This is a genomic window from Streptomyces sp. NPDC085596, from assembly GCF_044541565.1.
Classification (GTDB): Bacteria; Actinomycetota; Actinomycetes; order Streptomycetales; family Streptomycetaceae; genus Streptomyces.
In genome coordinates, this window is the sequence record NZ_JBITTC010000003.1 from 161,422 (window position 1) to 188,421 (window position 27,000).

Genomic DNA, 27,000 nt, shown 5'->3' on the forward strand with positions numbered 1-27,000 from the left:
ACGGGATGCTACGTTCGCCGCGTTCTCGTGATCAGGAGGTTTCCCGGGTGACCAGTCGGCTGGTGCTCGTCTCGCCCGCGATCGGGGCCGCGCTGCGGGAGGCCCGTTTCTACGACGGGGCCGGGTCCATCGACGAGGCGGGCGCCGCTCGGGCCCGGGCGGCGGCCGGTGCGGTGCCGGAGGCGACGCGGGTCGTGGTGTCGCCCGGTGTGCGGTGCCGGGAGACGGCCGAGGGGCTGGGGCTGCTGCGTGGCGTGGTGGCGGCGGAGCTTGCGCCGCTGGACGCCGGGCGGTGGCGTGGGCGCGCGCTGGCGGAGGTCGCGGCGGCCGAGGGGGAGGCGGTAACCCGGTGGCTGGCCGACCCGGACCGCGCGGCGCCGGGCGGGGAGTCGGTGCGGGAGGTGTGCGCGCGGGTGGGCCGCTGGCTGGCGTCCGCTCCCGAGGGACGTACGGTCGCCGTCGTGGAGCCCGAGGTGGTCCGGGCGGCCGTGGTGCACGCGCTGGGGCTGCCCGCCGGGGCGTTCTGGCGGCTGGACGTGGCCCCGCTGACGGCGACGGAGCTGTCCGGGCGTGCCGGACGCTGGAACCTGCGGCTGGGGCGCCCGCTCGGGGGCGAGTGAGAGGGGCCCCGGAAGTCTCCGGGGCCCCTCTCGTCGTCACGTCACCGGCTCAGTGGGAGGCGGCGACCGCCTGGCCCGTGTCGCGTGCCGCAGCGGGGCGGGGGTTCAGCAGCCGTTCGGCCAACTCGCCGAAGAGCAGCCCGAATCCGGCCCACAGCACCGTCTGGATGGCCAGCGCGGCCAGACGGAACCGCCACAGCAGGGCGGCCGGGAAGTGTTCCGGCACCTCGTTGACGACCGGCAGGAAGGCGTACGCCAGCCCGGTCGCCACGGCGAAGGCGGCCACGGCGACAAGGGTCGCGTACCAGGTGCCCAGGCGCGGGGCGAGCCGCTTGCCGAGCAGGGTGGCGCCGACCGCCAGGAGCACGCTGAGCACCATCATCAGGAAGTACAGCGTGGTGCGCTTGCCGATGGTGTCCGGGTCGCCGACCGAGGGCGGGTTGGCCGGGTACTTCAGGAACGGCACCACGTACACGGCGAGCAGCGCGGCGCCGGACAGCAGCAGCGCGGTCGCGCGGGGGCCGAAGCGGCCGACGCGGCCGAGCGCGAAGCAGTAGGCGAGCGCGGCGATGCCGCCGAAGGCGACCCCGTAGACGAGGACGCCGGTGGCGAGTCCGGCGGTGGACTGCAGCGAGCGGGAGACGACCTCCACCTCGTGCTCGTGGGAGTGGTGCCCTTCGAAGCTGATGGCGCTGTCCACGCTGGGCTCGCCGAGGAAGTAGGCGGCGATCAGGGCGAGCACTCCGGCGGCGAGGCCGGCGAGCATGCCCCGCACGAGGAGGTTTCTTACCGTTGCGGAGTTCATGGTGTGCGGCGTCCCTCGCGTCAGTGGCAGGGGAAGCCGAGCAGGTGGCGGGCGTCGTGCACCCACTCGTGGACGTCCGTGCCGTTGAACACGGAGGTGGCGCCCTGCTCGGCGCCGACGAAGTACAGCAGGACCAGCATGAGGACGCCGAAGAAGACCGCCCAGGGCGCTATCTCCTTCAGCGGCAGCTTGGCGGGAACGGCGGGGTTGCCGGCTGTCGGCTGGGCGACGGTCTGCGCCATGGCAGGACCTCCTCTGGGAGTTCGCGTCCCATCTCGGTGGTGCACAGGACGACGGCCACGGGTCTGACTCGCGCGGCCCCTTGGAGGAACCGCGCACACAGTGGCGCGACCGTGCCGGTTTCCCACCGGCTTCCGTCTCGCCGTCGTCGATATCGCCCCGACGGTACCGCGTGTGCCCTGGCTGGCCAAGACCGCGCCCCCACGGGTGATCTTCCTCTCCCGGCCGTGTGCCTGCGGCCGATACGGGGCAGCGGCCAGCGCCGTGCCGAGGCGCCGAACGCGCTTGGACGGCACGATCGTTCGCCTCGGCCCACGTACCGGTCAGCCCCGTCCACCGGGGCCCGGACGGGCCCCGGTACCGGCGGCCGATCAGAAGTCGTCGGCGCCGTTGCGCAGCTCGTACGTCCAGTAGCCGGTGAGGGCCTTGGCGGGGTCGATGGCGAGGCCGCCGCCTGCCGAGGCGTCGACCGCGATCACGGTCGAGTCGCCCTCCAGCTCCAGCTGGAACACGGACACCGGCTCGTTGTCCTCGTCGACGCCGCCGTCGGAGAGCTTGACCAGGGCGTACGCCGGGTCACCGGAGTTGAGCACGATCGGGGCGGCGGGCTTGCTCTTGGCGACGGACGGCACGTCCTGCTTGTGGCTCTCCAGGAACTGGATGTGCGGGAAGCCCGCCATGCGGCAGCTGTGGCCGGAGGTGTTCTTCGCGGTCAGCACGATGTGGGTGTAGGGCGGGCCGTCCTGCCGGGCGGCGGTGACCTTCACGTCCTTGGCCGCGCACAGGGGCGCGGAGGCGGAGCTGCCGGAGGAGCCGCCCGAGCTCTTCGCGCCGGTCGACCCCTTGGACCCCGAGGTGCCCGAGGAACCGGTGGAGCCGCTGGAGCCGCTGGAGCCGGCGGCCGCGTCGGAGCCGGTCGAGCCCGACTTGTGCGCGGTGCCGACCGCGGAGCCCTTGCTCCCGCCCGAGCCGGAAGCCTGCGCGGATGCCGCGGTGTCCGAGCCCCCGGCCGTGCCCTCGGCCTTGGTGCCCTCCCCGCTCTGGCACGCGGTCAGGGACAGGGCGAGGGCGGCGGAGGCGGCGACGGTGAAGAGTGCCGTGCGGCGCGGTGCGTTCATGGTGGTTCCCCCGAAGGTGAGGTGTGACGACGACCGGTCGGACCGTCGGTCAGCCGCTGACCTGCTGACATGTCAAGTCTCGGCCGTGCCGCTCACGTTCCGGTGATGTCCCACTGACGTTCCCCTGACGCCGCCTGACCCGGCTTTGCCCTACAGGTCGTCGACGGCGAGCCGCCGTACCGCCTCCTCGTAGCGGAGGCGGTGGTCGACCCGGCCGCTCACCCGCAGCAGCGCCTCCAGGGCCCGGACGGCGCCCTCGTCGTAGCCGGCGGATTCCGCCTCGTCGGCGGCGCGTTCCAGGAGGCGCATGGCTTCGGTTTCGTCGCCGAGGGCGAGGTGGGCCTCGCCGCAGACGGTGTGGAGGAGGGATGTGCGGGCCGCTTCCTCGTGTTCGGGGCCCAGGTCGAGGGCCGTGCGGGCCACGCGGAGGGCCTGCTCGGGGTGGCCGGCGGTGAGGTGGGCGCGGGACAGGTGCAGCAGCGCGAGCATCTCCGTGTGGGTGCCGCCCTCCGCGCGGGCCAGGGTGGCGGCGCGGGCGTAGTTGGCCAGGGCGGCGTCCAGCTCGCCCTGCGCGGACTGGACCACGGCCAGGTTGATCAGGGCGGTGGCCTCGCCGAGGCGGTCGCCGGAGCGGCGGGCCAGGGCGGGTGAGGGCTCCAGGAGGGTGAGGGCGTCCGCGAGCCGGCCCTCCTCGCTCAGTACCCAGCCCAGCAGGGTGCGGACGCGGGACTCGGCGTAGGGGTCCGCCACGGACTGGGCGCACTCCAGGGCCGTGTGCAGCAGCGGCACCCAGTTGTCCCGCGAGCGCCACACCACCTGCGGCCACTGGAGGAGGATGATCCGCCAGGCCCGGTCGTCCAGACCGGCGGCGCGCGCGGCGGTCACGGCGCGTGCCAGGTCCTCGCGTTCGGCGGCCAGCCAGCCCATCGCCTCCCCCCGGTCCGCGAAGTCGCGTACGGCAGCCGGGCGTCGGAAGTCGGCGGGCAGCGCGAAGCAGGGCTCGCCGCCGGGCTGGGCGGTGTCGGCGGCGGCGAGGGCGGTGGCGATGTAGTGGTCGAGAGCACCGGTGAGCGCCTCGGGGCCGCTCGCCGGATCGAGGTCGCGGGCGTACAGGCGTACGAGGTCGTGCAGTTCCCAGCGGCCGGGCGCGGTCTCGGTGGCGAGGTGGGCGGCGCCGAGCCGTTCCAGGGCGCGTCCGGCGGCCAGCGGGTCGGTGCCGGAGAGGGCGGCCGCGGTGTACGGGTCGAAGTGGGTGCCGGGGTGGTGGCCGAGCCGGCCGAAGTGGTGCGCGGCCTCGCCGGGGAGGTGCTGCACGGTCAGGCGGAGCGCGGCCGGGACACCGGTGTCGTCGACGGCGAGGTGGGCCAACCGGCCGCGCTCGTCCGCGAGTTCGTCCGCGAGGTGGGCCAAGGTCCACTGGGGGCGGCCCGCGAGCCGGGCGGCGGTCACCCGCAGGGCCAGCGGGAGGCTGCCGCAGAGTTCGGCGAGCCTGCGGGCGGCCACCGGTTCGCCGAGGACGCGTTCCTCGCCGAGGACGCCCGCGAGGAGTGCCGTGCCGTCCTGCGCGTCGAGCGTGCCGAGCGGTACGGGGCGGGCCGCGTCGGAGGCGATGAGCCCCTCGAGGCGGTGGCGGCTGGTGACGACGGTGACGCAGTCGGCGCCGCCGGGCAGCAGGGCGCGGACGGTGGCGGAGTCGCGCGCGTTGTCGAGCACGACCAGCAGCCGCAGCCGGTCGGTGAGGGTGCGGAACAGCGCGGCGGCGGCCGCGGCCGACTCCGGTATCCGGCGCGGCGGCACGCCGAGGGCGAGCAGGAACTCGCGGAGTACCTCGGTGACCGACGGCTCGCCGGTGTCGCTGAAGCCGTGCAGGTCGGCGAAGAGCCGCCCGTCGGGGAAGGCGTCGGCGTTGCGGTGCGCCCACCACAGCGCGAGGGCGGTCTTGCCGACCCCGGCGGGCCCGGTCACCAGGCACACGGGCGCCTCCCCGGCGGCGGCCCGGCCGAGCGCGGCGAGTTCCGGGCCACGCCCGTGGAAGCCGCGGGGCGCGCGGGGCAGCAGGTCGGCGGGGTGCGCCTCGGTGGGCACGAGCGCGGGGCGCGGCGCCACGGGCGCCCTGGACGGTTCGGCCTCGGGCTTCGGATGCGCGGCCAGCAGTTCCGGTACGGGGTCCCCGCGCAGGATCAGCCCGTAGGCGTCGGCGAGTTCACGGCCGGGGTCGATGCCGAGTTCGTCGGCGAGGAGTCTGCGGGTGCGGTGGAACCAGTCCAGCGCCTCCGACTGCCGGCCCGCCTGGTACAGGGCCGTCATCAGCGCGGCGGACAGCGACTCGCGCAGCGGATGCGCGACGGCCTCGGTCCGCAGTACGGCGGCGGCCCGGTGGTGCTCGCCCAACCGGCCGTAGGCGAGAGCCAGTTGCTCCACGGCCGAGAGCCTGGACTCCTCCAGCGAGTGCGCGGCGGCCTGAAGAGGCGGTCCGGCGAAGGCGCCGCCGAGCGCGGGACCGCGCCACAGCGCGAGGGCGTCGCCGAGCATGAGTACCGTGTCGGCGGGCTCGCGCTGTTCGCGGGCGAGGGTCAGCAGTTCCTCGAACCGCTGGGCGTCGAGCAGGGTTTCCGGCAGCCGCAGCGCGTACGCGTCCCCGGCGGTGAGCAGTTCGACGCCGTACGCCTCCGCGTCGCCCTCGGCGAGCAGGGCGCGCAGCCGGGACACATGGCCCTGGATGACGCCGCGTGCCTGGCTCGGGGGTTCGTCGTCCCACAGGCAGGCGGTCAACCGGTGCATCGGCACAGGGTTGTTGGCCGACAGCAGCAGCGCCGCGAGCAGGCTGCGGCGCTTGGCGGGGCCGAGCGGCAGTGGTCCTCGGCGTGTGTCGACGGAGACGGTGCCGAGCAGCCGGAACTCCAAGGGGCGGTCCTTCCGGGGGCGGCCACGGGCGGCCGGTACAGGAAAAACAGCAGCATATCGGGGGGTTGTCCGCCGCCCGGCGGGGGTTTCGCGCCATCGCCGCGCCGCACCTTGCGTACCCTGCTGACCGTGCCCTCCTCCCGCCGTCGCCGTGTCGCCGTTCTCGTCCTGGAGGGCGCGAAGCCGCTCGATGTGGGTATCCCGGCGCAGGTGTTCACGACCCGCGCGAGCATGCCGTACGAGGTGCGGGTGTGCGGGGCCGCGCCGGGTCTGGTGACGGGCGGGGACGGCCTGTCGTACCACGTGGCGCACGGTCCGGAGGCGCTGGAGTGGGCCGACGTGGTGTTCGTGCCGGGCTACCGGTTCCCGGACCGCGAGGACCCGCCGGAGCCGGTGGTGGCGGCGCTGGTCGCCGCGCACGAGCGGGGTGCGCGGCTCGCGGCGATCTCCACGGGGGCGTTCGCGCTGGCGGCCACCGGTCTGCTGGACGGCCGGCGGGCCACGACGCACTGGCATTACGCGCGGGCCCTGGCGGCCCGGTATCCGCTGATCCGGGTGGACGAGAACGTGCTGTTCGTGGACGAGGGCAGCGTGCTGACGTCGGCCGGCGCGGCCTCCGGTATCGACCTGTGCCTGCACATGCTGCGGAGCGAGCTGGGGGTGGCCGCGTCCAACCACGCGGCCCGGCGCCTGGTCGCGGCGCCCTATCGCAGCGGGGGTCAGGCGCAGTACGTGCCGCGCAGTGTGCCCGAGCCGCTGGGCGAGCGGTTCGCCGCGACCCGCGAGTGGGCGCTGCACCGGCTCGGTGAGCCGCTGAGCCTCCAGACGCTGGCCCGGCACGCGGCGGTGTCGCCGCGTACGTTCTCCCGGCGCTTCGCCGAGGACACCGGGTACACGCCGATGCAGTGGGTGACACGGGCCCGCCTCGACCTGGCGCGCGAGCTGCTGGAGCGCTCGGAGCGGAGCGTGGAGAGAATCGCCGACGAGGTGGGGCTCGGCACCGGCACCAACCTCCGGCTGCACTTCCAGCGCGTCCTGGGCACGACACCGAGCGACTACCGGCGTACGTTCGCCCGGGGCGAGTAGCCCTGGCGCGATCCTTGTGAACCGTGGCGCTCCTGCCACTGCCCCGCACGGCCCCCGCCCGCGAACCTGATGGCGAACGGAAGGGACACCATTCATGACGCGCATCGCCATCAACGGATTCGGCCGCATCGGACGCAACGTGCTGCGGGCTCTGCTCGAACGCGACAGTGACCTCGAGGTCGTCGCGGTGAACGACCTCACCGAACCCGCGGGGCTGGCCCGGCTGCTGGCCTTCGACTCGACGGCCGGACGGCTCGGGCGCCCGGTGGAGGTGGACGGCGACACCCTCGTGGTCGACGGCCGCCGCATCAAGGTCCTCGCCGAGCGCGAGCCGGCCCAGCTGCCCTGGGCCGAGCTGGGCGTCGACATCGTGCTGGAGGCGACCGGCCGCTTCACCTCGGCGAAGGCCGCGCGCGCCCATCTCGACGCGGGCGCGAAGCGGGTACTGGTGAGCGCCCCCTCGGACGGCGCCGATGTGACGCTGGCGTACGGGGTGAACAGCGACACCTACGACCCGGCCCTGCACACCATCGTGTCGAACGCCTCCTGCACGACCAACGCGCTGGCCCCGCTGGCGGCCGTGCTGGACGAACTCGCGGGCATCGAGCACGGGTTCATGACGACCGTGCACGCCTACACCCAGGAGCAGAACCTCCAGGACGGCCCGCACCGCGATCCCCGCCGGGCCCGCGCGGCCGGCGTGAACATCGTGCCGACCACCACGGGCGCGGCCAAGGCGATCGGCCAGGTCCTGCCGAACCTCGAGGGCAAGCTGTCGGGCGACTCGATCCGGGTGCCGGTGCCGGTCGGCTCGATCGTCGAGCTGAACACCACCGTCGCCCGCGACGTCACCCGCGAGGAGGTGCTCGCCGCCTACCGCACGGCCGCCGAGGGCCCCCTCGCCGGAGTCCTGGAGTACTCCGAGGACCCCCTGGTCTCCTCCGACATCGTCGGCAACCCGGCCTCCTCCGTCTTCGACTCCGCCCTCACCCGCGTCGACGGCCGCCACGTCAAGGTGGTCGCCTGGTACGACAACGAGTGGGGCTTCTCGAACCGGGTGATCGACACGCTGGAGCTGCTCGCCGCCTGACGCGACGGCACCCGGCCGACCCGTCTCAGGTCGCGCCGAGGTGCCGCAAGGCGGAGGCCGCCGCCCCCGCCCCGCACATCCCGTGCGCACCGGGCCCCGGTGGGGTGGCCGCCGAGCAGAGGAAGACGCCCGGCAGGCCGGTGGTGTACGGGTCGAGGGTGGGGCGGGGGCCCAGGATGAGCTGGGGGACGGTCTTGGCGCCGGTGAGGATGTCGCCGCCGGTGAAGTTGGCGTTGGCGGTGGCGAAGCCGGCGGGGGTGGTGGCGCGCAGGCCCACGATCCGGTCGCGGGCGCCGGGGGCGAACCGTTCGATCTGCCGCAGGATCGCCTCCGTGGCGTCCCCGGTGTAGCCGTTCGGGACGTGGGCGTAGGCCCAGACGGGGTGCACGTCGCCGACCGAGCGGCCGGGGTCGGCCAGGTACTGCTGGCCGACCAGCGTGAACGGCCGCTCGGGCATGCGTCCGGCCGTCACGTCCCGCTCGCCCCGCGCGATCTCGTCGAGCGTGCCGCCCAGGTGTACGGTCCCGGCGTGCCGGGCCTTCTCGTGGGTCCAGGGGATGCCGCCCTCGACCGCCAGGTCGATCTTGAAGGCGCCGGGGCCCCGGCGGAAGCGCCGGTAGGCGGACCGGGTCCGGGCGGGCAGCCGGTCGCCGTAGATGGCGGCGGCCTGGCCGGGGTCGAGGTCGAGCAGGGTCACGTCGGCGGCCGGGATCTGGCGGTGGTCGGTGATCCGGACGCCCGTCTCCACCGTGCCGCCGTACTCGAGCAGCGCCTTCTCCATCGCGCGGGCGATGGACTGCGAGCCGCCTTCGGCCACGGCCCATCCGGCGGCGTGCCCGGCGACCAGGATGCCGAGGCCGATGGCCGAGGTGAGCGGGCGGCCCAGCGGGCGGAAGGCGTGGGCGGCGATCCCGGCCCAGAGCGCGCGGGTCTGCGGGGTGCGGAAGAGCCGTGCGAGGGCGGTGGCGGGCAGGGTGGTCGGCAGACCGAACCGGGCGAGCAGCAGCGGGTGGGAGGGGACGCGCAGCAGCGGGCCCATGACCTCCCCGGCGAGCGCCTCCCAGTGCCGTACCGAGGGTTCGATCAGAGCCCGGTAGCGGTCACCGTCGACACCGAGGAGACGGGCGGTCTCCGTGACGGAGCGCATCAGTACGCCCCCGGTGCCGTCGTCGAGGGGATGGACGCAGTCGATGTCGGGCAGGAGCCAGCGCAGGCCGTGCCGTGCCAGCTCCAGTTCGCGCAGTGCCGGTGAGGTGACGGCCATGGGGTGGATGGCGGAGCAGTGGTCGTGCAGCAGACCGGGGAGCAGCGCCTCGTAGCTGCGGGTGCCGCCGCCGACCTCGTCGGCGGCCTCCAGGAGGGTGACGTCGAGCCCCGCCTTGGCGAGAAGGGCGGCGGCGGCAAGGCCGTTGGGCCCGCCGCCGACCACTACGGCCGAGGTCATGAGGTGGTGTCCAAGGGGCGCGGCTCGGCCAGCGGGCGCGTCGACCGTACGTCGTACACGGGATAGCCAGGGCCGTCGGTGGGCCACGGCTGACGGGTCAGCATGTCGCGCACCGCGACGTGGCCGCTCTCCAGCAGGCCCAGGGCCGCGTCGTGGATCTCATAGGACTGAGTCTGCCGGTGAAGGGGCTGACCCTCCAAACAGATCACCCGGACCTCGCCGGGCGCGAAGGCGCAGCGGGCCTGTACGGCGCGCAGCAGTTGGTCGTCGTGGAGGTGGCCCTCGCCGAAGTTCCAGCCGATGGCGAAGCCCGCGATCAGCTCGCCCTCCAGCACGGTGACACCGTCCTGGCCGTGGGTGACGCGCTCGGTGAGCCCGTTCAGCGCGCGCCCGTGGGAGTGCATGGCCCGCCAGCCCTCCGCCTTGCCCGCGAGGAGCAGGGCGGTGTCGGCGTCGTAGAGGCTCACCATCTGGGTCGGGGCGAGCCGGGCGCTGGTGGTCACACCGTTCTCCAGCCGCTGGAGCGCGTCCCCGGTGAACAGCCAGGCGCTGGTGGCCCAGTTGCCCGCGTAGTAGCGCATCGCGGGCAGGAAGGAGACGAGGTCGGGGCGGAGGTTGCCGAGGAGCGGGAGCAGGACCAGGCTCGGCACGATCACGGCGAGCAGCCAGGGCGAGTGGAGGTCCCACACCGTGAGGTCGCCGTGGGCGCCGAAGAGATAGAAGAGCGAGAAGACGAAGAACAGGTTCCACTCCAGCGGCACCCCCATGGGGATGGTCGACAGGATGTGCAGGTGGAAGACGACCATGTACAGCAGGGCCGCCCAGGTCCACGGGCCGCCGTCGCCGATGAAGACCAGGTAGAGCGGGACGAGGTACTCGGTCGCGGTGCCGACGTGCGCGAGCAGGAACGACAGGCGGGAGGGGCGCAGGTCGCGCGGGTGGTCGCGGTAGAAGAGGGGCTTGAGCCGGTTCGGGACCAGGGGCGCGTTGCTCATCATGGTGGCGACCACGAACGGGAAGTGGTGGTTGAGCTTGGAGGTGGCCGCTCCCCACCAGATCGCCAGCATGATCAGTTCGAAGCCGATGAGCATGTCGCCGTAAGGGAAGAAGAACACCAGCAGCGAAAGCCCGTACTGCTCCCCGCGCGCGGCGAGGAAGACGGTCTTGTCGCGCAGCCCCAGCACCGCCAGGGTCACGATGAGCGGCAGGGCGGCCATCGGGTCGAGCAGGCCCGCGTCCCCGGCGTCACCGGGCCGGCCGAGCAGCCAGATGCCGGAGGCGAGTACGGCCGCGTAGAGCAGCACGTCCACCAGCCCGCGCCGGTCCCCTCGGGTGAACGGCACCTTGCCGGGCCACGGCGGCAGCCGGACGGTGCCGGGGCGCAGCCAGTACAGGGCGGAGCCGATCGGCGGGAGGAAGCGGGAGGACAGCGGGCCGGAGCCGCAGCCGAGCCCGGTCACCTCCCACAGCAGGGTGAAGACGATCAGCTTCTGGTAGACGACCGGCTCGGACCACCAGGACGCCACCTCGGTGACCGGTCCGAGGCCCGGCGTCAGCCAGATCACCAGCGCCGCTCCGCCGACGTAGAGCGCGCATTTGACGACGTAGAACAGATACACCACCGAGGGGCTGCCGAAGCCGTGCCCGACCCAGTGCCGGGTCAGGGCCTCCAGGCGGTCGCGGCGGGGCAGGGTGCGGTAGGTGCCGGGGTCGACGGGGAGCAGCCGGGGTTTCATGAAGCCCATGGGAATCACGCCTTCGCTGGGGCGGGCCGTACGGATTCAGCCGAAGGTAGGGGCGCCCGTAGCACGGCGACGACGGCCGCGCGTCACAACATCGGGGCGCGCCTTTGTGCGCCGAGCACACCGGCGCGGGCGCCGGGCGCCTCTACAGTGCGGTCATGCCGATAGAACAGGCCCTGGTCAGCCAGTTGGTGGACCGGCTGCACAGGACGAGGGAGGCCATGATCACCGATCTGGTCCGGCTGACCCTCGTGCAGATCGACGCCCTCGACCACGACGCCGCCACCCGCTCCCTGCTGGAGGCGAGCCTGAGCGAGAACGTGGTGGCCGGGCTCAACTTCCTCCAGCAGGACTTCGACCCGGAGCTGCTGGAGGCCCCGTCCGCGGCCGTGGCGTACGCGCGGGTGCTGGCCCAGCGCGATGTGCCGCTCTCCGCGCTGGTCCGCGCCTATCGCATAGGCCACTCCCGTGTGCTGGACCACGCCTTCGCCCACCTCGACGACCTGCCCGCCGAGCACCGGGTCTCGCTCGTCCTGGACGTGGTGCGCCGCTCGGCGCTGTTCATCGACCAGATCTGCGAGCAGGTCGGACGCGCCTACGAGCGGGAGCGGGAGCGGTGGGTGGCGAGCCAGGGCGGGGTGCGCCAGCAGTGGGTGGGCGCGCTGCTCGGCGGTGGCCCGGTGGACCGCGCGGCCGCCGAGCGGGCGCTGCGCTATCCGCTGGACGCGGTGCATGTCGCCTGCACACTGTGGCCGGTGGCGGCGATGACCTCCTTCGACCTGGTCACCGCCGTGGACGAGGTGCGCGCGCACGCGGTGGCGGTGCTGCGGGCCCGTGCCGCGCTGGTGGTACCGACCGACGAGCGCGAGGCCCGGCTGTGGCTGGCGCTGCCCGCCGGGGGCGAGCGGCGGTGGCGGGACGGCCTGGCGGCGCCCGAGGACACCGTCCTGCACGCCGCCGTGGGGCGGCCGGGCGCCGGCCTGGACGGCTTCCGTACCTCGGCCCGCCAGTCCGCCCAGGTCCGGGAGATCCTCGCCACGAAGTTCACCGGGGCGGGCGCACCGGGCGCCGCGCACTGGGTGCACTACACGGAGGTCGCGCCGGTCGCGCTGATGGCCGGTGACCTCCCGGCGGTACGGGACTTCGTGACGGGCACGCTCGGGGAGCTGGCCCGGCGTGACGCGCGCGGCGCCATCCTGCGGGAGACGCTGCGGGTGTTTCTCGCCCATCGCCGCAGCCACGCGGCCGCCGCACAGGCGATGAACCTGCACCGCAACTCGGTCCAGTACCGGGTGCGCCGGGCCACCGCGCTGCTGCCGGCGGGCGCCGACGGCCCGTCGGACGACTTCAACGTGCGGGCCGCGCTGCTCGCCGCGCATTGGCTCGGGGACGCCGTTCTCAGGTGATTACCGGTGCGTACGACAAATCCGCTCCGGAACGAAGCCTCAGGCAATAAAGAAATACGCATCTATTAGCGTTCGCGTTTTCTAGGGGCACGGGCCCCGGAATAGACATGCCGGTGCGCAATTAAGAGCCGAGAAGCGCAATTTTGCACGCAAATGCCAGCTCCGCTCCCGTATCGCCGATCGCGGCGGTGAGCGACTCACCCGAACGGCGTCCGGCAGGTGCGCGAACGCCTTTCCCCGAGTCGACGCGACTATGCCCTGGAGATACCTTTTATCCAGATTGCGGCCGGATCGAGCGAGAGAAGGACGTAGTGGAACTAGCAATCGCTCAGGAGACCATTGCCCGATGGCAGTTCGGTGTCACGACCGTCTACCACTTCCTCTTCGTCCCGCTCAGCATCGGCCTGGGAGGCATCGTCGCCGGTCTGGAGACGGCCTGGGTGCGGACAGGTAAGGAGAAGTACTTCCACGCCACCAAGTTCTGGGGGAAGCTCCTGCTGATCAACCTCGCGCTGGGTGTGGTCACGGGCATCTTCCAGGAGTTCCAGTTCGGCATGAACTGGTCGAGCTACTCCCGCTTCGTCGGTGACGTCTTCGGCGCTCCGCTGGCGATGGAGGCGCTGATCGCCTTCTTCTTCGAGTCCGTGTTCATCGGGCTGTGGATCTTCGGCTGGAACAGGCTCCCAAAGAAGATCCACCTTGCGACGATCTGGATCGTGACCATCGGCAGCCTTCTCTCCGCGTACTTCATCCTGGCCGCCAACTCCTTCATGCAGCACCCGGTCGGCTACCGGATCGATCCCGCGAACGGCAAGGCCCGGCTGACCAACATCTGGCGGGTACTGTTCCAGGACACCACCCTGGTGCAGGTCTTCCACACCCTGACGGCGGCGTTCATCACGGGCGCCGCCTTCGTCATGGGCATCTCCGCCTACCACCTGTGGCGGGCCAAGCGCGGCAAGGACACCAACCGCAAGCGGATCGCGGCCATGCGCAGCTCGCTCAAGCTGGCCCTGGTCGTCTGCTCGATCGCCGGTATCCTCACCGCGCTCAGCGGCGACCGTCTGGCCAAGGTGATGTTCGAACAGCAGCCGATGAAGATGGCGGCGGCGGAGGCCCTGTGGGAGACGGAAGGGCCGGCCCCCTTCTCGATCTTCTCGATCGGCAACGTCGGTGAGGGCCGCAACGACGTCGCGCTGGAAGTCCCCGGCGCGCTGTCCTTCCTCGCCAAGAGCAACTTCCACTCCCCCGTCCCCGGCATCAACACCCGGGCCGACGAACAGGTACGGCTGTTCGGCGGCACCCGTGAGGACTACATCCCCAACATCTTCATGACGTACTGGGGATTCCGTCTCATGATCTTCTTCGGCATGACCAGCTTCACCATCGGGGTGATCGGCCTCTGGCTCACCCGGAAGAAGTTCTGGCTGAAACCCAGGTTCCGCACGGGAGAGGACGAGCCGCCGAACCTGATGATCACGGACAAGATCAAGATGAACGACTTCTTCACCAAGTGGAGCTGGCGCATCGTCGCGCTGACCCTGGGCTTCCCGCTGCTCGCCAACAGCTTCGGCTGGATCTTCACCGAGATGGGCCGTCAGCCGTGGGTGGTCTTCCACCTGAAGAAGACCGCGGACGCCGTCTCGCCGAACGTCAGCGTGGGTACCCAGGTCGGCTCACTGGTCGCGCTCAGCGTCGTCTACGCGATCCTCGCGGTGGTCGAAGGCGGCCTCATGGTCAAGTACTCCAAACCGGGACCCGACGTCGACGAGAAACCCCCCGCCAAGGACCCCACCATGCGCATGTCCCCGGACGACCAGGACAAGCCGCTCTCCATCGCCTACTGAGGACGGACCGCCATGCATCTCTACGATCTCTGGTTCATCCTGATCGCCCTCCTGTGGGTCGGCTACTTCTTCCTCGAGGGGTTCGACTTCGGGGTCGGTGTCCTCACCCAGACGATGGCCCGCAACGGCACCGAACGGCGCGTCCTCATCAACACGATCGCCCCCGTCTGGGACGGCAACGAGGTCTGGGTGATCGCGGCCGCGGGCGCGACCTTCGCCGCCTTCCCGGACTGGTACGCCACCCTGTTCAGCGGCTTCTACATCCCGCTGCTGATCATCGTGCTCTGTCTGATCGGCCGTGGGGTGTCCTTCGAGTACCGCGCCAAACGCGACAGCGTGCGGTGGCAGAGCAGCTGGGAGCAGGTCACCTTCTGGACCTCGGTGATCATCCCGTTCCTGTGGGGCGTGATCTTCGCCAACATGGTCCGGGGCGTCGCCATCAACCGCGAGAAGTCCTATGTGGGCACACCCGGCGATCTGTTCAACGGGTACGCGATCCTCGGCGGCTTCACGGTGCTGGTGCTGTTCACCTGCCACGGCGCGATCTTCGCGGCGCTGAAGACGGACGGTGAGATCCGCGAGCGCGCCCGGAAGCTGGTGCCCGTGCTGGGCCTGGCCTCCCTCCTGCTGCTGCTCGCGTTCCTGCTGTGGACGCAGGCGAACTCGGGCAACGGCCAGAGCCTGGGCGTCATGATCGTGGCGTTCGCGGCGCTGCTCGTGGCCCTGTTCTTCAACCAGCTGGGCCGGGAGGGCTGGGCGTTCGTCTTCTCCGCCCTGACGGTGGTCGCGTCGTTCGCCATGCTGTTCCTGACGCTGTTCCCCGAGGTCATGCCGTCCACGCTGAACCCCGCCTGGTCGCTGACGGTCGCCAACGCCTCGTCCGCGTCCTACACGCTGACGGTGATGACCGTCGTCGCGGCGATCTTCGCCCCGCTCATCGTCATCTACCAGAGCTGGACGTACTGGGTCTTCAGCAAGCGCATCGCGGTCCACCACATCCCGTCCGGCCACTGACCCGGCGCCGGCACACCACACGGGCGGGCCCCCTCCGATCGGAGGGGGCCCGCCCGTGTGCGGCCTTCGGTCAGGTCGCCGCGGTGATGTGTACCTTGACGTGCTTCATGAGCGGCTGGTCGCTCTGGGTGCTGTAGTCGCACAGGGCGATCAGCACGTTCATCTCGGGCATGTAGCCGGCCGCGCAGCCGCGCGGCATGTCGTACGGGATGGCGAGGTAGCCGTCGAGGTAGCGGTGGCTGCCGTCCTTCGCCGTGGCGACGATGTTCACCGGGTCGAACTCCGAGAGCCCGCGCTCGCGCATGTCGTCCTCGTTCATGAAGACGAGCTCGCGCAGGTTCTTGATGCCGCGGTAGCGGTCGTTGTCGGAGTAGATCGTGGTGTTCCACTGGTCGTGCGAGCGCATCGTGCCGAGCGCCAGCATGCCCGGCGCGGGCACCACGTCCGGCAGCTTGGCGCTGGAGAACTCCGCCTGACCGGACTCCGTGAGGAAGATCAGCTCACGGGCGGGCTGCTTGATGCGGAAGCCCAGCGGGAGCCGCACCCGGCGGTTGAAGTCCTCGAAGCCGTCCAGCACCTCGGACATGGTGTCGCGGATGCGGTCGTAGTCCTCGATGTACCACTCCCACGGCGTGGGGCTGGAAGGCAGCGCCGCGCGCGCCATGCCGGAGATGATCGCGGGCTCGGACAGCAGGTGCTTGGAGGCGGGCCGCTTCATGCCGACCGACAGGTGCACCATGCTCATCGAGTCCTCGACCGACATGCTCTGCACGCCGTTGCGCTGGTGGTCCTTGTCCGTGCGGGCGAGGCACGGCAGGATCAGCGCCTCCTTGCCGTGGACGACGTGACTGCGGTTCAGCTTGGTGCTCACCTGGACGGTGAGGTCGCAGTTGCGCAGCGCCTCGTAGCTGAACGGCGAGTCGGGCACGGCGAGGGCGAAGTTGCCGCCCATGCCGATGAACACCTTGACGTCGCCCCGGTTCATCGCCTGGAGCGTGCCGATGGTGTCCAGACCGTGGTCCCGCGGCGGGTTGATCTTGCAGACCTCGGCCAGCCGGTCCAGGAACTCCGGCTCGGGGCGGTGGTCGATGCCGCAGGTGCGGTTGCCCTGCACATTGCTGTGCCCGCGCACCGGCGAAGGACCGGCGCCCTCACGGCCCAGGTTGCCGCGCAGGAGCAGCAGGTTGACGATCTCGCGGACGGTGTCCACGCCGTGCTCGTGCTGGGTGACGCCCAGGCACCAGCTGATGATGGAGCGGTCGGCGTCGCCGTAGATGCGCGCCGCCTTGAGGATGTCGGCGCGGCTGAGCCCGGACTGGCGCTCCAGCTCCTCCCACGGTGTGGCCTCGCACAGCGCCCGGTACTCCTCGAAGCCGACGGTGTGCCGGTTGATGAACTGGCTGTCGATGGCCTTGGGGTCGGTCTTCGCCTGCTCCAGCACGGCCTTGGCCATGCCCCGCAGCAGCGCCATGTCGCCGCCGACCCGCACCTGGAGGTCCAGGGTGCTGGTCCGCGTGGCGTGGAAGGTGGCCATGTCCAGGAAGTCGTGCGGGATGATCGCCTTTGTCGCGCCCGCCTCGATGAACGGGTTGATGTGCACGACCTGCGCGCCGCGGTCGAACGCCTCGGTCAGCGAGGTGAGCATGCGGGGCGCGTTGGAGGCGACGTTGACGCCGATGATGAACAGGGCGTCCGTGGCCTCCCAGTCCTTGAGGTCGACGGTGCCCTTGCCGGTGCCGAGGGCCGCCGTCAGGGCGCGTCCACTGGCCTCGTGGCACATGTTGGAGCAGTCGGGCAGGTTGTTGGTGCCCAGCTCACGCGCCATCAGCTGGTACAGGAACGTCGCTTCGTTACCGAGCCGGCCGGAGGTGTAGTACGACGCCTGGTTGGGGTTCTCCAGGTTGCGCAGATGGCGTCCGACCAGCTCGAACGCGTCGTGCCAGGAGATCGGCACATAGTGGTCGGTGGCCGCGTCATAGACCATGGGCTCGGTGAGCCGGCCCTGGTCCTCCAGTTTGAAGTCGCTCCACTCGTGCATTTCGCTCACCGTGTGGCGGGCGAACATCTCGCGGTTGGCCCTCTTGTGGGTCAGTTCCCACGTGACGTGCTTGATTCCGTTCTCACAGATGTCAAGCTTCAGGCCCTTGGTGTCATCCGGCCAGGCACATCCGGGACAGTCGAAACCACCGTTCTCGTGGTTCATCTTCATGATGGCCCGCGGGCCCTCGATCAGCGTTCCCTCGTCCAGCAGGAATTTGGTCACGCTCTTGGCGGCGCCCCATCCCGCGGCGGGGTGGTGGTAGGGGTGGAAGTACGGCTCCCCTGTGGGGATCGGGCCCACGCGGGGCTCGAGATCCGACTCCGCCTCCATCATCCGTGACTGCTCTTCGTCCAAGGTGCTCAAGGCTCTCACCCTTCCGCCGTCGCGGCGTGCGTCCATACCTATATATGGAGCTTTAGGCCAGAGTATGTCGGCGTATCAGCACCCGCCACGCGACGCGCACCCCTTGAAAACAAAGGCCGAGCGGCCATTTGGGTCCGAAGTCGGGAACCCTTTCGTCAGTGCCTGAAAAAGGGTTCCCGATAACCCGGAACGGCACGGAACTCGATCTCCGTGACCGAGTTCCGTGCCGCACCGTCAAGGCAATTCCGCTATTTATGGTCGCAAATGCGAGCGCGCTGCCGTCAGCGTCCGGCCGGTTCCGGCTGCTCGCGCCGCTGTGCCGCGAGTACCTGTTCGCGGCGGGCCACGACGACCGAGGTGCCGGCGGCGCTCAGCGCGAAGGAGAGCAGGACCAGGCGGGGCCGGTCGAGCCGGTAGCCGATGAGGCGGTCCAGGGAGTAACGGCCGGGTCCGGACAGGCCGATGCAGGTGGCCACGTAGCCGAGGTAGGCCGGGAACTCATAGCCGCCCGTCATGGCGAAGAATCCGGCCGGGCGGTGCACGGAGACGGCGCCGGCCATGCCGCCGGCCACCGCGGCGCCGCCGGCCGGAGTGGCGAGGCCGAGGGCCAGCAGCGCTCCGCCGCCCAGCTCGGCGAGGCCGGAGGCGACGGCGCTCGGCTTGCCGGGACGGTAGCCCACGGACTCCATGAACTTCGCGGTGCCGTCGATGCCTCCGCCGCCGAACCAGCCGAAGAGCTTCTGCGCGCCGTGGGCGCACAGCACACCGCCGGTGCCGAGGCGTACGGCCAGCAGTCCGAGATCCTTGCGTCGGCCCATGGGGAGGTCCTTCCGTCGACGGAACGGTCCGATCCGGCTGTCGCCCGCGGCGGGCCGCCGTCTGCAACACGCTAGCGACCATCGGGGCGGCACGCCCTCCGAAGGACGGAAGGGGCGGAGCGGGCGGAAGTCACCAGGAGGGCGTGGCCGCGGCGGCGGTGTCGCCCTGGACGTGCGAGCAGCGTTCGCGGGCGGTGAGCGGCCAGGGGACGAAGGTGTCCTCGTCCGTCTCCAGACAGATGCCGTGCTCGTGCGCGACGACTCCGGTGACCGGTTCGCGCAGCAGCCGGGCGAGTACATAGGCGGCGGCGAGGCTGGTGACGTCCCGGACCGTGCCCATGGGCAGCAGGGACCGGGTCTCGGCGATGGCCTCGTGCTCGCCGGCCCGGACGACGATCCGGGTGGCGGGCGAGATGCCGTGGGCGGCGATGGCGACGGCGATGTTGTCCAGGTCGTCGGAGCCGACCGCGGCAAGGGCGCGGGCGTGGCCGAGGCGGAGCCGTTCGAGCACGGCGCGGTCGCCGCCGTGGCCGGTCATGACGGGGATGCCGAGGGAGCGGGCGAGCCGTGCGGTGGTGACGTGCGGGTCGCGTTCCACGCCGACGACGGGGATGCCGAGCGCCTGGAGTTCGGTGCACAGCCGCATGCCGACCTGCCCCATGCCGACGACGATGACATGGCCGGAGCGGGGCAGGGTGCGGGGGCCGACGAGCCCGATCAGCCTGGGGCTCAGCATCCGCTCGATGACACCGGCGGTGAACAGGGCGCTGAAGACGAGGGTGGCGAGCATGGCCAGGCCGGAGGCGACCTGGTAGCCGGTCTCGTGCTCCCCGGCGGTGGCGGGGCCGACTCCGGCGACGACGCGGGCGGCGTGGAAGAAGGACTCGGCCGGGGGGTGGCCGTGGGCGAACATCCAGGACCAGTCCGCCAGCAGCACGGTGAGGATGCCGAAGAGGCCGATCAGCAGCAGCCGGGCACCCGCGTCGTGCGGGCGGAGCTGGGCGGCCAGCTTCTCCATGCGGCGCCACGGCCCGCGCCGGTCCGGCAGCCACTGCTCCACGTATGGCACTCCACCCCGGGCGCGCACGGCCCGTACGCCGTCGCCGCGGCGGCGCACGGCCAGGTTGCCGGCGTCGATACAGGGTCCGGCCAGCGCGGGCGCGGCCAGTTCGGCGGGCGAGGTCGCGTCGCACTGGGGCAGCAGCCGTTCCAGTTCGTCGGAGACGGTGCGGTCGAAGACGGTGGCGACGATGGGCGCGGCGGGGGCGAGATGGGCGACGGCGAGGGCGTAGCGCAGGGCGGCGACGTCGTCGTGGAGGAGGATGGCGACGCCGTCGGGGCGCTCGCGCAGCGCGGCGCGCAGTTCGGTGTCGCCGGGCGCGGTGAGGTGGGCGACCTCGCGGCCACGGTCCTGGAGCGTGGCGCAGACACGGCGGGCGAGATTGGTCCCGCCGATGACGACGTAGGGGCGGTTCTCGGGAGAAGCAGGGATCACGGCGGCGGCGGTCCCTTCGGTGGAGAGGGAACGGGTGCGGTAGAGAGGACACCTTACGAGGTCCGTTCCCTCGGGTCATCCGGAGCAGATGGCCGGTGTCGTGGCGGGCCGTTTCGGTGTCCGGGACCTATCGTCGGCTTGCGTCCGCAGGCGGTGCGGTCCGGCGGCCGAACGTACGGTACGGGCCCTCGCCGCAGCCCGTTCGGCGGTTGCCGCCGACTGCACCTCTTGGAGTGGTATGGCTTCCGGGATGCCCCCGCACGCGTCCGGACCGAGGGTGAGCGCGTCGCGGTTGCTGGGCCGGTGGAAGCTGTGGCTGATGCCCGCCGTGCTCGGCTCTCTGGTCGCGCTGGTGCTGTCGCTGCTGTACATGGGCGGCATCCTCACCCCGGAGGGCAGCCTGCACCGGATGCCGGTGGCGCTGGTGAACATGGACGACGGCGAGCCGCTGCCGGGCCAGAAGGCCAACGTCGGCACGCAGGCCGCCCGTTCCATCCTCTCCTCCGGCGCCTCCGACGGCCGGGTGCGCTGGCGCCCGATGTCACGGGCCGAGGCCCAGGACGAGCTGGCGTCGGGCAAGGTGTACGGCGCCCTGGTGATCCCGGCGGACTTCACGGCGACCGTCGGCGCGCTGCCCACCGCGGACGCGAAGTCCCGTCCGGCGCTGACCGTGCTGACCAACCCCGGCGTGGGCAGCCTGGCCTCCTCGCTGGCGGGGCGGATCACGCAGAGCGCGGCGCACCGGGTGTCGGTCTCGGTCGGCGAGCAGCTGTCGGCGTCCCCGCAGGTGAAGCAGGCGAGCGCGGCGACCCGGGTGCTGATCGCCGACCCGGTGGAGGTGCGCACCGAGGTGGGCCATCCCATCGGCGCGCACAGCGGGCTGGGGCTGAGCGCCTTCTACTACGCGCTGCTGCTGGTGCTGGCCGGCTTCATCGGCGGCAACATCATCCACAACGGCGTCGACAGCTCGCTCGGCTACGCGGACACCGAGATCGGCCCCTGGCACTCGCGCCGCCCGACGGTGGACATCAGCCGGACCCAGACGCTGGTGCTGAAGATGGTGATGACGGCGGGTCTCTCGCTCCTCACCACCTCGCTGATCATGCTGGCGACGATCGGGGCGCTGGGCATGGACGCCCCGCATCCGGGTCTGCTGTGGGTGTTCTCGTACTGCGCGACGCTGACGGTCGGGCTCGGGGTGCAGGCGATCAACGCGGCCTTCGGCAGCCTGGGGCAGCTGGTGTCGATGTTCGTCTTCATCGCGTTCGCGCTGCCGTCCTCGGGCGCCACCGTGCCGCTGGAGGCGGTGCCGGGCTTCTACCGGTTCCTGGGCGCCTTCGAGCCGATGCGTCAACTGGCGGCCGGGGTGCGGGCGATCCTCTACTTCGACGCCCGCGCCGACGCCGGTCTCGGCCGTGGCTGGATGATGATCGCGATCGGCTTCGTGGTGGCCCTGGCGTTCGGCTTCGCGGCGACGCGCTACTACGACCGCCGGGGCCTGCACCGGATGGTGCCCCAGCCGGCCTGACCGCCGAGGCGGGGGCCGGGCCGGGGCGCGCCGGTCACTCGGGCAGGCGCGGCGGAGCCGAACGCGGCGGGGTCGGGTCCAGGTAGACGCGCTTGACCGCCGGAATGAGCGTGCGCAGCCGGGTCTCCGCCTCCTCGCAGGCCCATTCGATCTGGGCGGAGGTGGAGACGTCGCGGAAGTCCACCTTGGCGGCGATCAGGATCTCCCCCGGCCCCTGCACCAGCGTGGTCAGCTCCATCACGTCCTGTACGGCCTCCACGGAGCGCAGTTCGCGCAGTACGGCCTCCCGCATGGGCTTGGGCAGGGCGCGGCCGACGAGGAGTTCGGTGTTGGCGCGGCCGAGGATGTAGGCCACGACGACCAGCAGCACACCGATGAGGATGGAAGCGATGCCGTCGAAGACGCCGGAGCCGGTGAGCTGTCCGCCGAGCAGGCCGAGGGCGGCGAGCACCAGGCCGACGAGGGCTGCGGAGTCCTCCATGACGACGGCCTTCACGGCGGTGTCGGGGGTGTGCTGGAGGTAGCGCAGGATCGGCACCCGGAAGTGCTCGGCCCGTCCGGTGGCCTGCCGCCAGCCGGTGCGCAGCGACAGCCCTTCCAGGACGAAGGCGACGGCGAGCACGATGTAGGAGATCAGCGGGTTGCCGGGCTTCTCGTCGTGCGTGAGGGCGTGGATGCCGTCGTACACGGCGAAGACGCCGCCGCCGACGAAGGTGGCGACGGAGGCGAGCAGCGCCCAGATGTACCGCTCGGGTCCGTAGCCGAGGGGGTGGTCGTCGTCGGCGGGCTTCTTGCTGCGCTTGAGGGCGACGAAGAGCAAGGCTTCGGTGATGGTGTCGGCGACCGAGTGCCCGGCCTCGGCCAGCATGGCGCTGGAGCCGCTGAGGACACCGGCGACGGCCTTGGCGAGCGCGACGCCGAAGTTGGCGGCGGCCGCCACGAGGACGGTGAAGGTCGATCCGCCCGCGCCGGGCCCGCCCGCGGAGCCCACGCGGGCGTCCAGGTAGGGGCCCTTACGCGCGTTCGTCCCTCGTTCCATTCCGGGTTCACCCTGTTCGCTCATAGCCGGACAGTAACCCTCTTCCGTGGCGGAGTTCGCGGCGTGCCGCGAAGGCGGGCGGGTCTCATGGCCCTCCCCTATCAGGGCTTGGTGTCGTAGTCGTCGTAGAAGCCGCGGCCGGTCTTCACGCCGAGGTGTCCGGCGTCGACGTACTTCTTCAGCAGTTCGCGGGGGCCGGCGGGCAGTTCCGGGTTCTCGGCGGCGTAGTGGTTCTCGATGTCGAGGACGACGTCGAGGCCGACCCGGTCCATCATCCGGAACGGGCCCGCCGTGGAGCCGGTGTTGACCTGCCACATCCGGTCCACGTCCTGCGGGGTGGACACGCCGTCCGCGACCACGGCCAGGGCCTCGCGCTTGATGGCCGCCCAGATCCGGTTGAAGATGAAACCGGTCGACTCCTTGTGCGCCTCGAAGGGGTACAGCCCGTAGCGCGGGAGTACCCGCCCCAGCAGGTCCATGATGGCGGGGTCGGTGTGGCCGTCGGACATCAGGTCGAGGGCGTTCTGCTTCGGCGGCATGTAGAAGTGCGTGTTGAGCACGCGTTCGGGGTGCGCGACCTGGTCGATGAACTGGCTGGAGGCGTACGACGAGGAGTTGCTGGCGAGGATGGCGTCCGGGGCGGCGAGCCGGTCGAGTTCGCCGAAGACGTCTCTCTTCAGCTCCAGCCGTTCCGGGATGGCCTCGATCACCAGCCAGGCGCCCTTGACGGCCTCGGCCATGTCGTCGGTGACGACCACCGTGCCGGGCCGGCCGCCCTCGGTCCGGGCGGCGACCTCACCGATGTGGTCCTCGACGTAGGCGCGGGCCGCGTCGCCCGCCTCCAGCGACTTGTCGTAGACGCGGACCATGCCGCCCCGGGTGGCGAACATGAGGGCGATCCGGCGGCCGAGGGTGCCGGCGCCGATGACGGCGACGGGCCTGTCCTCGATGTCGGTCGGCAAGGTGAACGTCATGGTCCGTCCTCATGCTGGGAACGCCGCCCGGGCCGGTCGCCCGCCGTGCGCGGTCCAGTCTCGGCCGCCCGGCGGGCACCGGCCAGCGCTGCCGGGCCGTACGGGGGATTCGGCGCCGCGTGGGTGCGGGCGCCGTTTTGGTCCGGCCCGCGCGCGGAACATCTTGCCCGCGCCGCGCTGTCCCGGGCGCCGCCCGTGACCGACGACGACAGGACGTGCAGATGCAGGGCTTCTCCCGTGAACCGGGGACGCACGGACCGGTCACCCAGGTACCCCCCGAGGGCATGCGGAAGATCTACCGCTGGGCCGCGACGATCGCCGTCGGCGGTTTCCTCTTCGGCTACGACACCGGTGTGGTCTCCGGCGCCCTGCTGTTCATCACCGACGACTTCCACCTCTCGGCCGCCGAGCAGGGCACCATCGTCAGTGTCCTGCTGATCGGCGCCATGGCGGGCGCGCTGCTCGCGGGCAGGCTCGCGGACGCCATCGGGCGCCGGAAGGCGGTGGCACTGGAGGGTGCCGTCTTCATCCTCGGTACGGCGATCGCCGCGACCGCGCCGACGTACTGGCAGCTGCTGATCGGCCGGGTCGTGCTCGGTCTCGCGGTGGGCGCGGCCTCGGCGACCGTGCCGGTGTACCTCTCGGAGATCTCCCCGACCGCGATCCGGGGCCGGGTGCTGAGCGCCAACCAGCTCATGATCACGGTGGGCATCCTGGTGTCGTACCTGGTGGACCTGGCGTTCTCGGGCAGCCGGGACTGGCGGCTGATGTTCGCGCTCGGCGCGGTCCCGGCGGCCGTGCTGACGCTGTGCATGCTGCTGGTGGTGCCGGAGTCGCTGCCCTGGCTGGTGCGCAAGGGCCGCTGGACCGAGGCGCGCGAGGTGCTGACGCTGGTGCTGCCGAAGGACGAGGCGGAGCGGGTGGTGAGCGGGCTGCGGCACCGGGACGGCAGCCACGCCCCGCGGCCGGGCTGGCGGACGCTGCTCGGCCCGAAGGTGCGCCCGGCGCTGATCGTGGGCGTGACGATGGCCGTCATCCAGCAGTTCGGCGGCATCAACACGATCATCTACTACGCGCCGACGATCATCGAGAAGACCGGGCTCAGCGCCTCCAACTCGATCTTCTACTCGGTGTTCATCGGCGTCGTCAACCTGCTGATGACCATCCTGGCGACCCGGCTGATCGACCGGGCGGGACGGCGCACCCTGCTGCTGATCTCGCTGGCCGGGATGGCGCTGCTGGTCGCGCTGCTGGGCCTGAGCTTCATCGCGGGCTGGAACTCCGAGCTGTCCCTGATCTGCATGATCCTGTACATCGCCGCCTACGCGGGCGGCCTCGGCCCCATCTTCTGGGTGCTGGTCGGCGAGTTGTTCCCGCCGGCGGTACGGGCGCTGGGGTCGAGCACGGCGACGACCACCAACTGGATCTCCAACTTCGCGGTCAGCCAGGCGTTCCTGCCATTGGCGGCCGCGATCGGGCAGGGCGAGACGTTCCTGGTGTTCGCGGCGATCTGCTTCTGCGGGCTGCTGTTCGTCGCCCGGTTCGTACCGGAGACGAAGGACCGCTCCTTCGAGGAGGTCGACGCGGCCCTACAGGCCCGGTTCGGGCACTCCGGCCCGGCCGGGGACGACACCGGCCGCAGGGCCGGGGACCGCAGCCGGATCTGAGCAGCGGGAAAAGGGCCGGGCCCGGCCGCCTCGGGACGAGGTGACCGGGCCCGGTACGGCCGTCGCTTCAGGACTGGGGCCGCTTGCCGTGGTTCGCGCCGTTCTTGCGGCGGGCCTTCTTCTTCCGGCGTCGCTTCGAGGACATGCGGGCCTCCTTCTGGCGTGGTCGGACACGTTCGGTGCGGGACGGGTGATCACCTGCCCCGCGTGCCGGACACCATACATGCCGGAATGCCCCGCGAGCACAGCCGCCGGAGCGCCCGCCCGAGTCGCGCGCCGGGTCCGGGGCACGGACGATACGAGAACCGAAGCAAGAGGGGTACGCCCTCGCGGGCGCCCACCGCAGGGGTGAGGAGCATCAGCCGATGGCCGGAACCTGGGAAGCCGACGCTCTGGTGATCTTCGGGGTGACCGGGGATCTCGCGCGGAAGATGACGTTCCCCGCGCTGTACAAGCTGGAGGGCCGGGGGCTGCTCGACTGCCCGGTGATCGGGGTCGGCCGGCGGGAGATGAGCGACGAGGAACTGGCCGGGCTGGCGCGAGAGTCGGTGGAGGAGGCGGAGGGGTCGGTCGACGCGGCGGTGTTCGAGCGGCTGGCCGCGCGGCTGACCTATGTGTCCGGAGACCTCACCGCGCCCGAGACCTATGTGCGGCTGGCCCAGGAGCTGGGGCGGCGCCGTCGCCCGCTGTTCTATCTGGAGACCCCGCCCTCGCTGTTCGCGCCGATCGTGGACCAGCTGGCGGCCGCCCGGCTGCTGGGGCAGGCGCGGGTGGCGCTGGAGAAGCCGTTCGGGCACGATCTGGCCTCGGCCCGCGCGCTGGACCGCAAGCTGACGGCGGTGCTGGACGAGAACCAGATCCTCCGGGTGGACCACTTCCTGGGCAAGGAACCCGTCATCGAGCTGGAGTATCTGCGGTTCGCCAACTCCGCGCTGGCCGAACTGTGGCACCGGGACAGCGTGGTGGCCATCCAGATCACGATGGCCGAGGAGTTCGGCGTCGAGGGCCGAGGCGCCTTCTACGACCAGGTGGGCGCGCTGCGCGATGTGATCCAGAATCATCTGCTGCTGGTACTGGCCCTGGTGGCGATGGACCCGCCGGTCGGGCCGAGCGCGACCGATCTGTGGGACAAGCGGATCGAGGTGCTGCGCGCCATGCCGGCGGCCGATGTGCACGAGTACGTGCGCGGCCAGTACCTCGGCTACCAGCAACTGCCGGGCGTGGCACCGGATTCGACCACGGAGACGTACGCGGCGCTCCGGCTGGAGATCAACAACTGGCGCTGGGCGGGGGTGCCGGTGTTCATCCGCGCGGGCAAGCGGCTTCCGGTGCGGGTGACCGAGGTGCGGCTGATCCTGCGCGAGCCGCCCCGGCTCGGCTTCCTGCCCGACCCCGGCCGGGTCGCCGGGAACCAGATCGTGCTGCGCATCGACCCCGAGGCCGGGATGCGGCTCCAGCTCTCGGCGCTGGACGAGGCGTCGGCATGGCGGCTGGTCCCGCTGGACACCATCTTCGCCCGCGAACTCGGCAAGCCGCTGGCCCCGTACGAGCGCCTGCTGTACGCGGCGCTGACCGGCGACGACAAGTACTTCGCGCCGCAGCGGGCGGTGGAGGAGTGCTGGCGCATCGTCCAGCCCCTCCTCACCTATCCCCCACCGGTCCACCCCTACCCGCCCGGCTCCTGGGGCCCGCCCCAGGCCGACGCCCTGGTAGCGGGCAGCCCGCCCTGGCAGCGGCCCTGGGTGCCGTAGCGCCACTC

Annotated in this window: 21 protein-coding genes and 1 riboswitch; of the genes, 9 read left to right on the forward strand and 12 right to left on the reverse strand. The window is 71.6% G+C overall.

Translation table 11 applies throughout. From position 1 onward, the window contains the following. Window positions 1-47: 47 nt before the first annotated feature. Window positions 48-620, forward strand: coding sequence for a histidine phosphatase family protein (locus tag ACIGA3_RS10745; RefSeq protein ID WP_399712902.1), 573 nt, complete (start codon window positions 48-50; stop codon window positions 618-620). 49 nt (window positions 621-669) lie between these two features. On the opposite strand, the gene ACIGA3_RS10750 is transcribed toward ACIGA3_RS10745, so the two are convergent. The 4 genes from ACIGA3_RS10750 to ACIGA3_RS10765 form a co-directional block, all read right to left on the reverse strand. Next, on the reverse strand, window positions 670-1,425 hold the full coding sequence (locus tag ACIGA3_RS10750) for a CbtA family protein (RefSeq protein WP_399712904.1): 756 nt from the start codon (window positions 1,423-1,425) through the stop codon (window positions 670-672). Between the two features lie 20 nt (window positions 1,426-1,445). Beyond that, a complete protein-coding gene (locus ACIGA3_RS10755; protein WP_135784528.1) occupies window positions 1,446-1,667 on the reverse strand; it encodes a CbtB-domain containing protein in 222 nt (73 codons plus the stop codon). A 61-nt stretch (window positions 1,668-1,728) separates the two neighbouring features. Further along, a riboswitch (cobalamin riboswitch) is annotated at window positions 1,729-1,801 on the reverse strand. Between the two features lie 235 nt (window positions 1,802-2,036). Beyond that, on the reverse strand, window positions 2,037-2,783 hold the full coding sequence (locus ACIGA3_RS10760; RefSeq protein ID WP_399712908.1) for a DUF4232 domain-containing protein: 747 nt from the start codon (window positions 2,781-2,783) through the stop codon (window positions 2,037-2,039). A 150-nt stretch (window positions 2,784-2,933) separates the two neighbouring features. Then, complete coding sequence (locus tag ACIGA3_RS10765) at window positions 2,934-5,687, reverse strand: BTAD domain-containing putative transcriptional regulator (RefSeq protein WP_399712911.1); 2,754 nt, start codon at window positions 5,685-5,687, stop codon at window positions 2,934-2,936. A gap of 129 nt (window positions 5,688-5,816) precedes the next feature. Between ACIGA3_RS10765 and ACIGA3_RS10770 the strand changes: the two genes are divergently transcribed. Continuing rightward, window positions 5,817-6,773: a GlxA family transcriptional regulator gene (locus ACIGA3_RS10770; RefSeq protein ID WP_399712914.1), complete on the forward strand. Its 957-nt coding sequence runs from the start codon at window positions 5,817-5,819 to the stop codon at window positions 6,771-6,773. A gap of 94 nt (window positions 6,774-6,867) precedes the next feature. After that, window positions 6,868-7,863 carry a type I glyceraldehyde-3-phosphate dehydrogenase gene (gene gap / locus ACIGA3_RS10775; RefSeq protein ID WP_399712917.1) on the forward strand — a complete coding sequence of 332 codons (996 nt, stop codon included), beginning with the start codon at window positions 6,868-6,870 and terminating at the stop codon, window positions 7,861-7,863. A 25-nt stretch (window positions 7,864-7,888) separates the two neighbouring features. Here gap and ACIGA3_RS10780 read toward each other — a convergent pair whose 3' ends face one another. Continuing rightward, window positions 7,889-9,307 (reverse strand): phytoene desaturase family protein, encoded by a 1,419-nt coding sequence (locus ACIGA3_RS10780; RefSeq protein ID WP_399712919.1) that lies wholly within the window; start codon window positions 9,305-9,307, stop codon window positions 7,889-7,891. Beyond that, window positions 9,304-11,052 (reverse strand): DUF3556 domain-containing protein, encoded by a 1,749-nt coding sequence (locus ACIGA3_RS10785; protein ID WP_399712922.1) that lies wholly within the window; start codon window positions 11,050-11,052, stop codon window positions 9,304-9,306. The genes ACIGA3_RS10780 and ACIGA3_RS10785 overlap by 4 nt, the downstream gene beginning before the upstream one ends. Before the next feature lie 155 nt (window positions 11,053-11,207). Here ACIGA3_RS10785 and ACIGA3_RS10790 point away from each other — a divergent pair, with 155 nt between their 5' ends. The 3 genes from ACIGA3_RS10790 (at window position 11,208) to cydB (ending at window position 15,316) form a co-directional block, all read left to right on the forward strand. Further along, window positions 11,208-12,455 (forward strand): helix-turn-helix domain-containing protein, encoded by a 1,248-nt coding sequence (locus tag ACIGA3_RS10790; protein WP_399712924.1) that lies wholly within the window; start codon window positions 11,208-11,210, stop codon window positions 12,453-12,455. Window positions 12,456-12,766: 311 nt separating this feature from the next. After that, on the forward strand, window positions 12,767-14,302 hold the full coding sequence (locus ACIGA3_RS10795; protein ID WP_399712926.1) for a cytochrome ubiquinol oxidase subunit I: 1,536 nt from the start codon (window positions 12,767-12,769) through the stop codon (window positions 14,300-14,302). A gap of 12 nt (window positions 14,303-14,314) precedes the next feature. Further along, window positions 14,315-15,316 (forward strand): cytochrome d ubiquinol oxidase subunit II, encoded by a 1,002-nt coding sequence (cydB, locus tag ACIGA3_RS10800; RefSeq protein ID WP_399712929.1) that lies wholly within the window; start codon window positions 14,315-14,317, stop codon window positions 15,314-15,316. Window positions 15,317-15,386: 70 nt separating this feature from the next. Here cydB and ACIGA3_RS10805 read toward each other — a convergent pair whose 3' ends face one another. The 3 genes from ACIGA3_RS10805 to ACIGA3_RS10815 form a co-directional block, all read right to left on the reverse strand. Further along, window positions 15,387-17,690, reverse strand: coding sequence for an FdhF/YdeP family oxidoreductase (locus ACIGA3_RS10805; protein WP_399713978.1), 2,304 nt, complete (start codon window positions 17,688-17,690; stop codon window positions 15,387-15,389). 311 nt (window positions 17,691-18,001) lie between these two features. Further along, a complete protein-coding gene (locus tag ACIGA3_RS10810) occupies window positions 18,002-18,538 on the reverse strand; it encodes a DoxX family protein (RefSeq protein WP_399712930.1) in 537 nt (178 codons plus the stop codon). Between the two features lie 130 nt (window positions 18,539-18,668). Next, window positions 18,669-20,033, reverse strand: a complete 1,365-nt coding sequence (locus ACIGA3_RS10815) for an NAD-binding protein (protein WP_399712933.1) — start codon at window positions 20,031-20,033, stop codon at window positions 18,669-18,671. A gap of 238 nt (window positions 20,034-20,271) precedes the next feature. Here ACIGA3_RS10815 and ACIGA3_RS10820 point away from each other — a divergent pair, with 238 nt between their 5' ends. Further along, a complete protein-coding gene (locus ACIGA3_RS10820) occupies window positions 20,272-21,561 on the forward strand; it encodes a YhgE/Pip domain-containing protein (protein ID WP_399712936.1) in 1,290 nt (429 codons plus the stop codon). 34 nt (window positions 21,562-21,595) lie between these two features. Here the strand turns inward: ACIGA3_RS10820 and ACIGA3_RS10825 are convergent, their stop codons facing one another. Together ACIGA3_RS10825 and ACIGA3_RS10830 are read right to left on the reverse strand one after the other, a co-directional pair. Further along, a complete protein-coding gene (locus ACIGA3_RS10825; protein WP_399712939.1) occupies window positions 21,596-22,624 on the reverse strand; it encodes a cation diffusion facilitator family transporter in 1,029 nt (342 codons plus the stop codon). Between the two features lie 77 nt (window positions 22,625-22,701). Continuing rightward, window positions 22,702-23,574, reverse strand: coding sequence for a 3-hydroxyacyl-CoA dehydrogenase family protein (locus ACIGA3_RS10830; protein WP_399712941.1), 873 nt, complete (start codon window positions 23,572-23,574; stop codon window positions 22,702-22,704). Window positions 23,575-23,795: 221 nt separating this feature from the next. Here ACIGA3_RS10830 and ACIGA3_RS10835 point away from each other — a divergent pair, with 221 nt between their 5' ends. Then, the gene (locus tag ACIGA3_RS10835) at window positions 23,796-25,241 is read left to right on the forward strand and encodes a sugar porter family MFS transporter (RefSeq protein ID WP_399712944.1); all 1,446 of its coding nucleotides are present in this window, start codon (window positions 23,796-23,798) and stop codon (window positions 25,239-25,241) included. Window positions 25,242-25,308: 67 nt separating this feature from the next. On the opposite strand, the gene ACIGA3_RS10840 is transcribed toward ACIGA3_RS10835, so the two are convergent. Beyond that, on the reverse strand, window positions 25,309-25,386 hold the full coding sequence (locus tag ACIGA3_RS10840) for a 50S ribosomal protein bL37 (RefSeq protein ID WP_370454205.1): 78 nt from the start codon (window positions 25,384-25,386) through the stop codon (window positions 25,309-25,311). A gap of 220 nt (window positions 25,387-25,606) precedes the next feature. On the opposite strand from ACIGA3_RS10840, the gene ACIGA3_RS10845 reads away from it, so the two are divergent. After that, window positions 25,607-26,992: a glucose-6-phosphate dehydrogenase gene (locus tag ACIGA3_RS10845; RefSeq protein WP_399712947.1), complete on the forward strand. Its 1,386-nt coding sequence runs from the start codon at window positions 25,607-25,609 to the stop codon at window positions 26,990-26,992. Window positions 26,993-27,000: the final 8 nt, after the last annotated feature.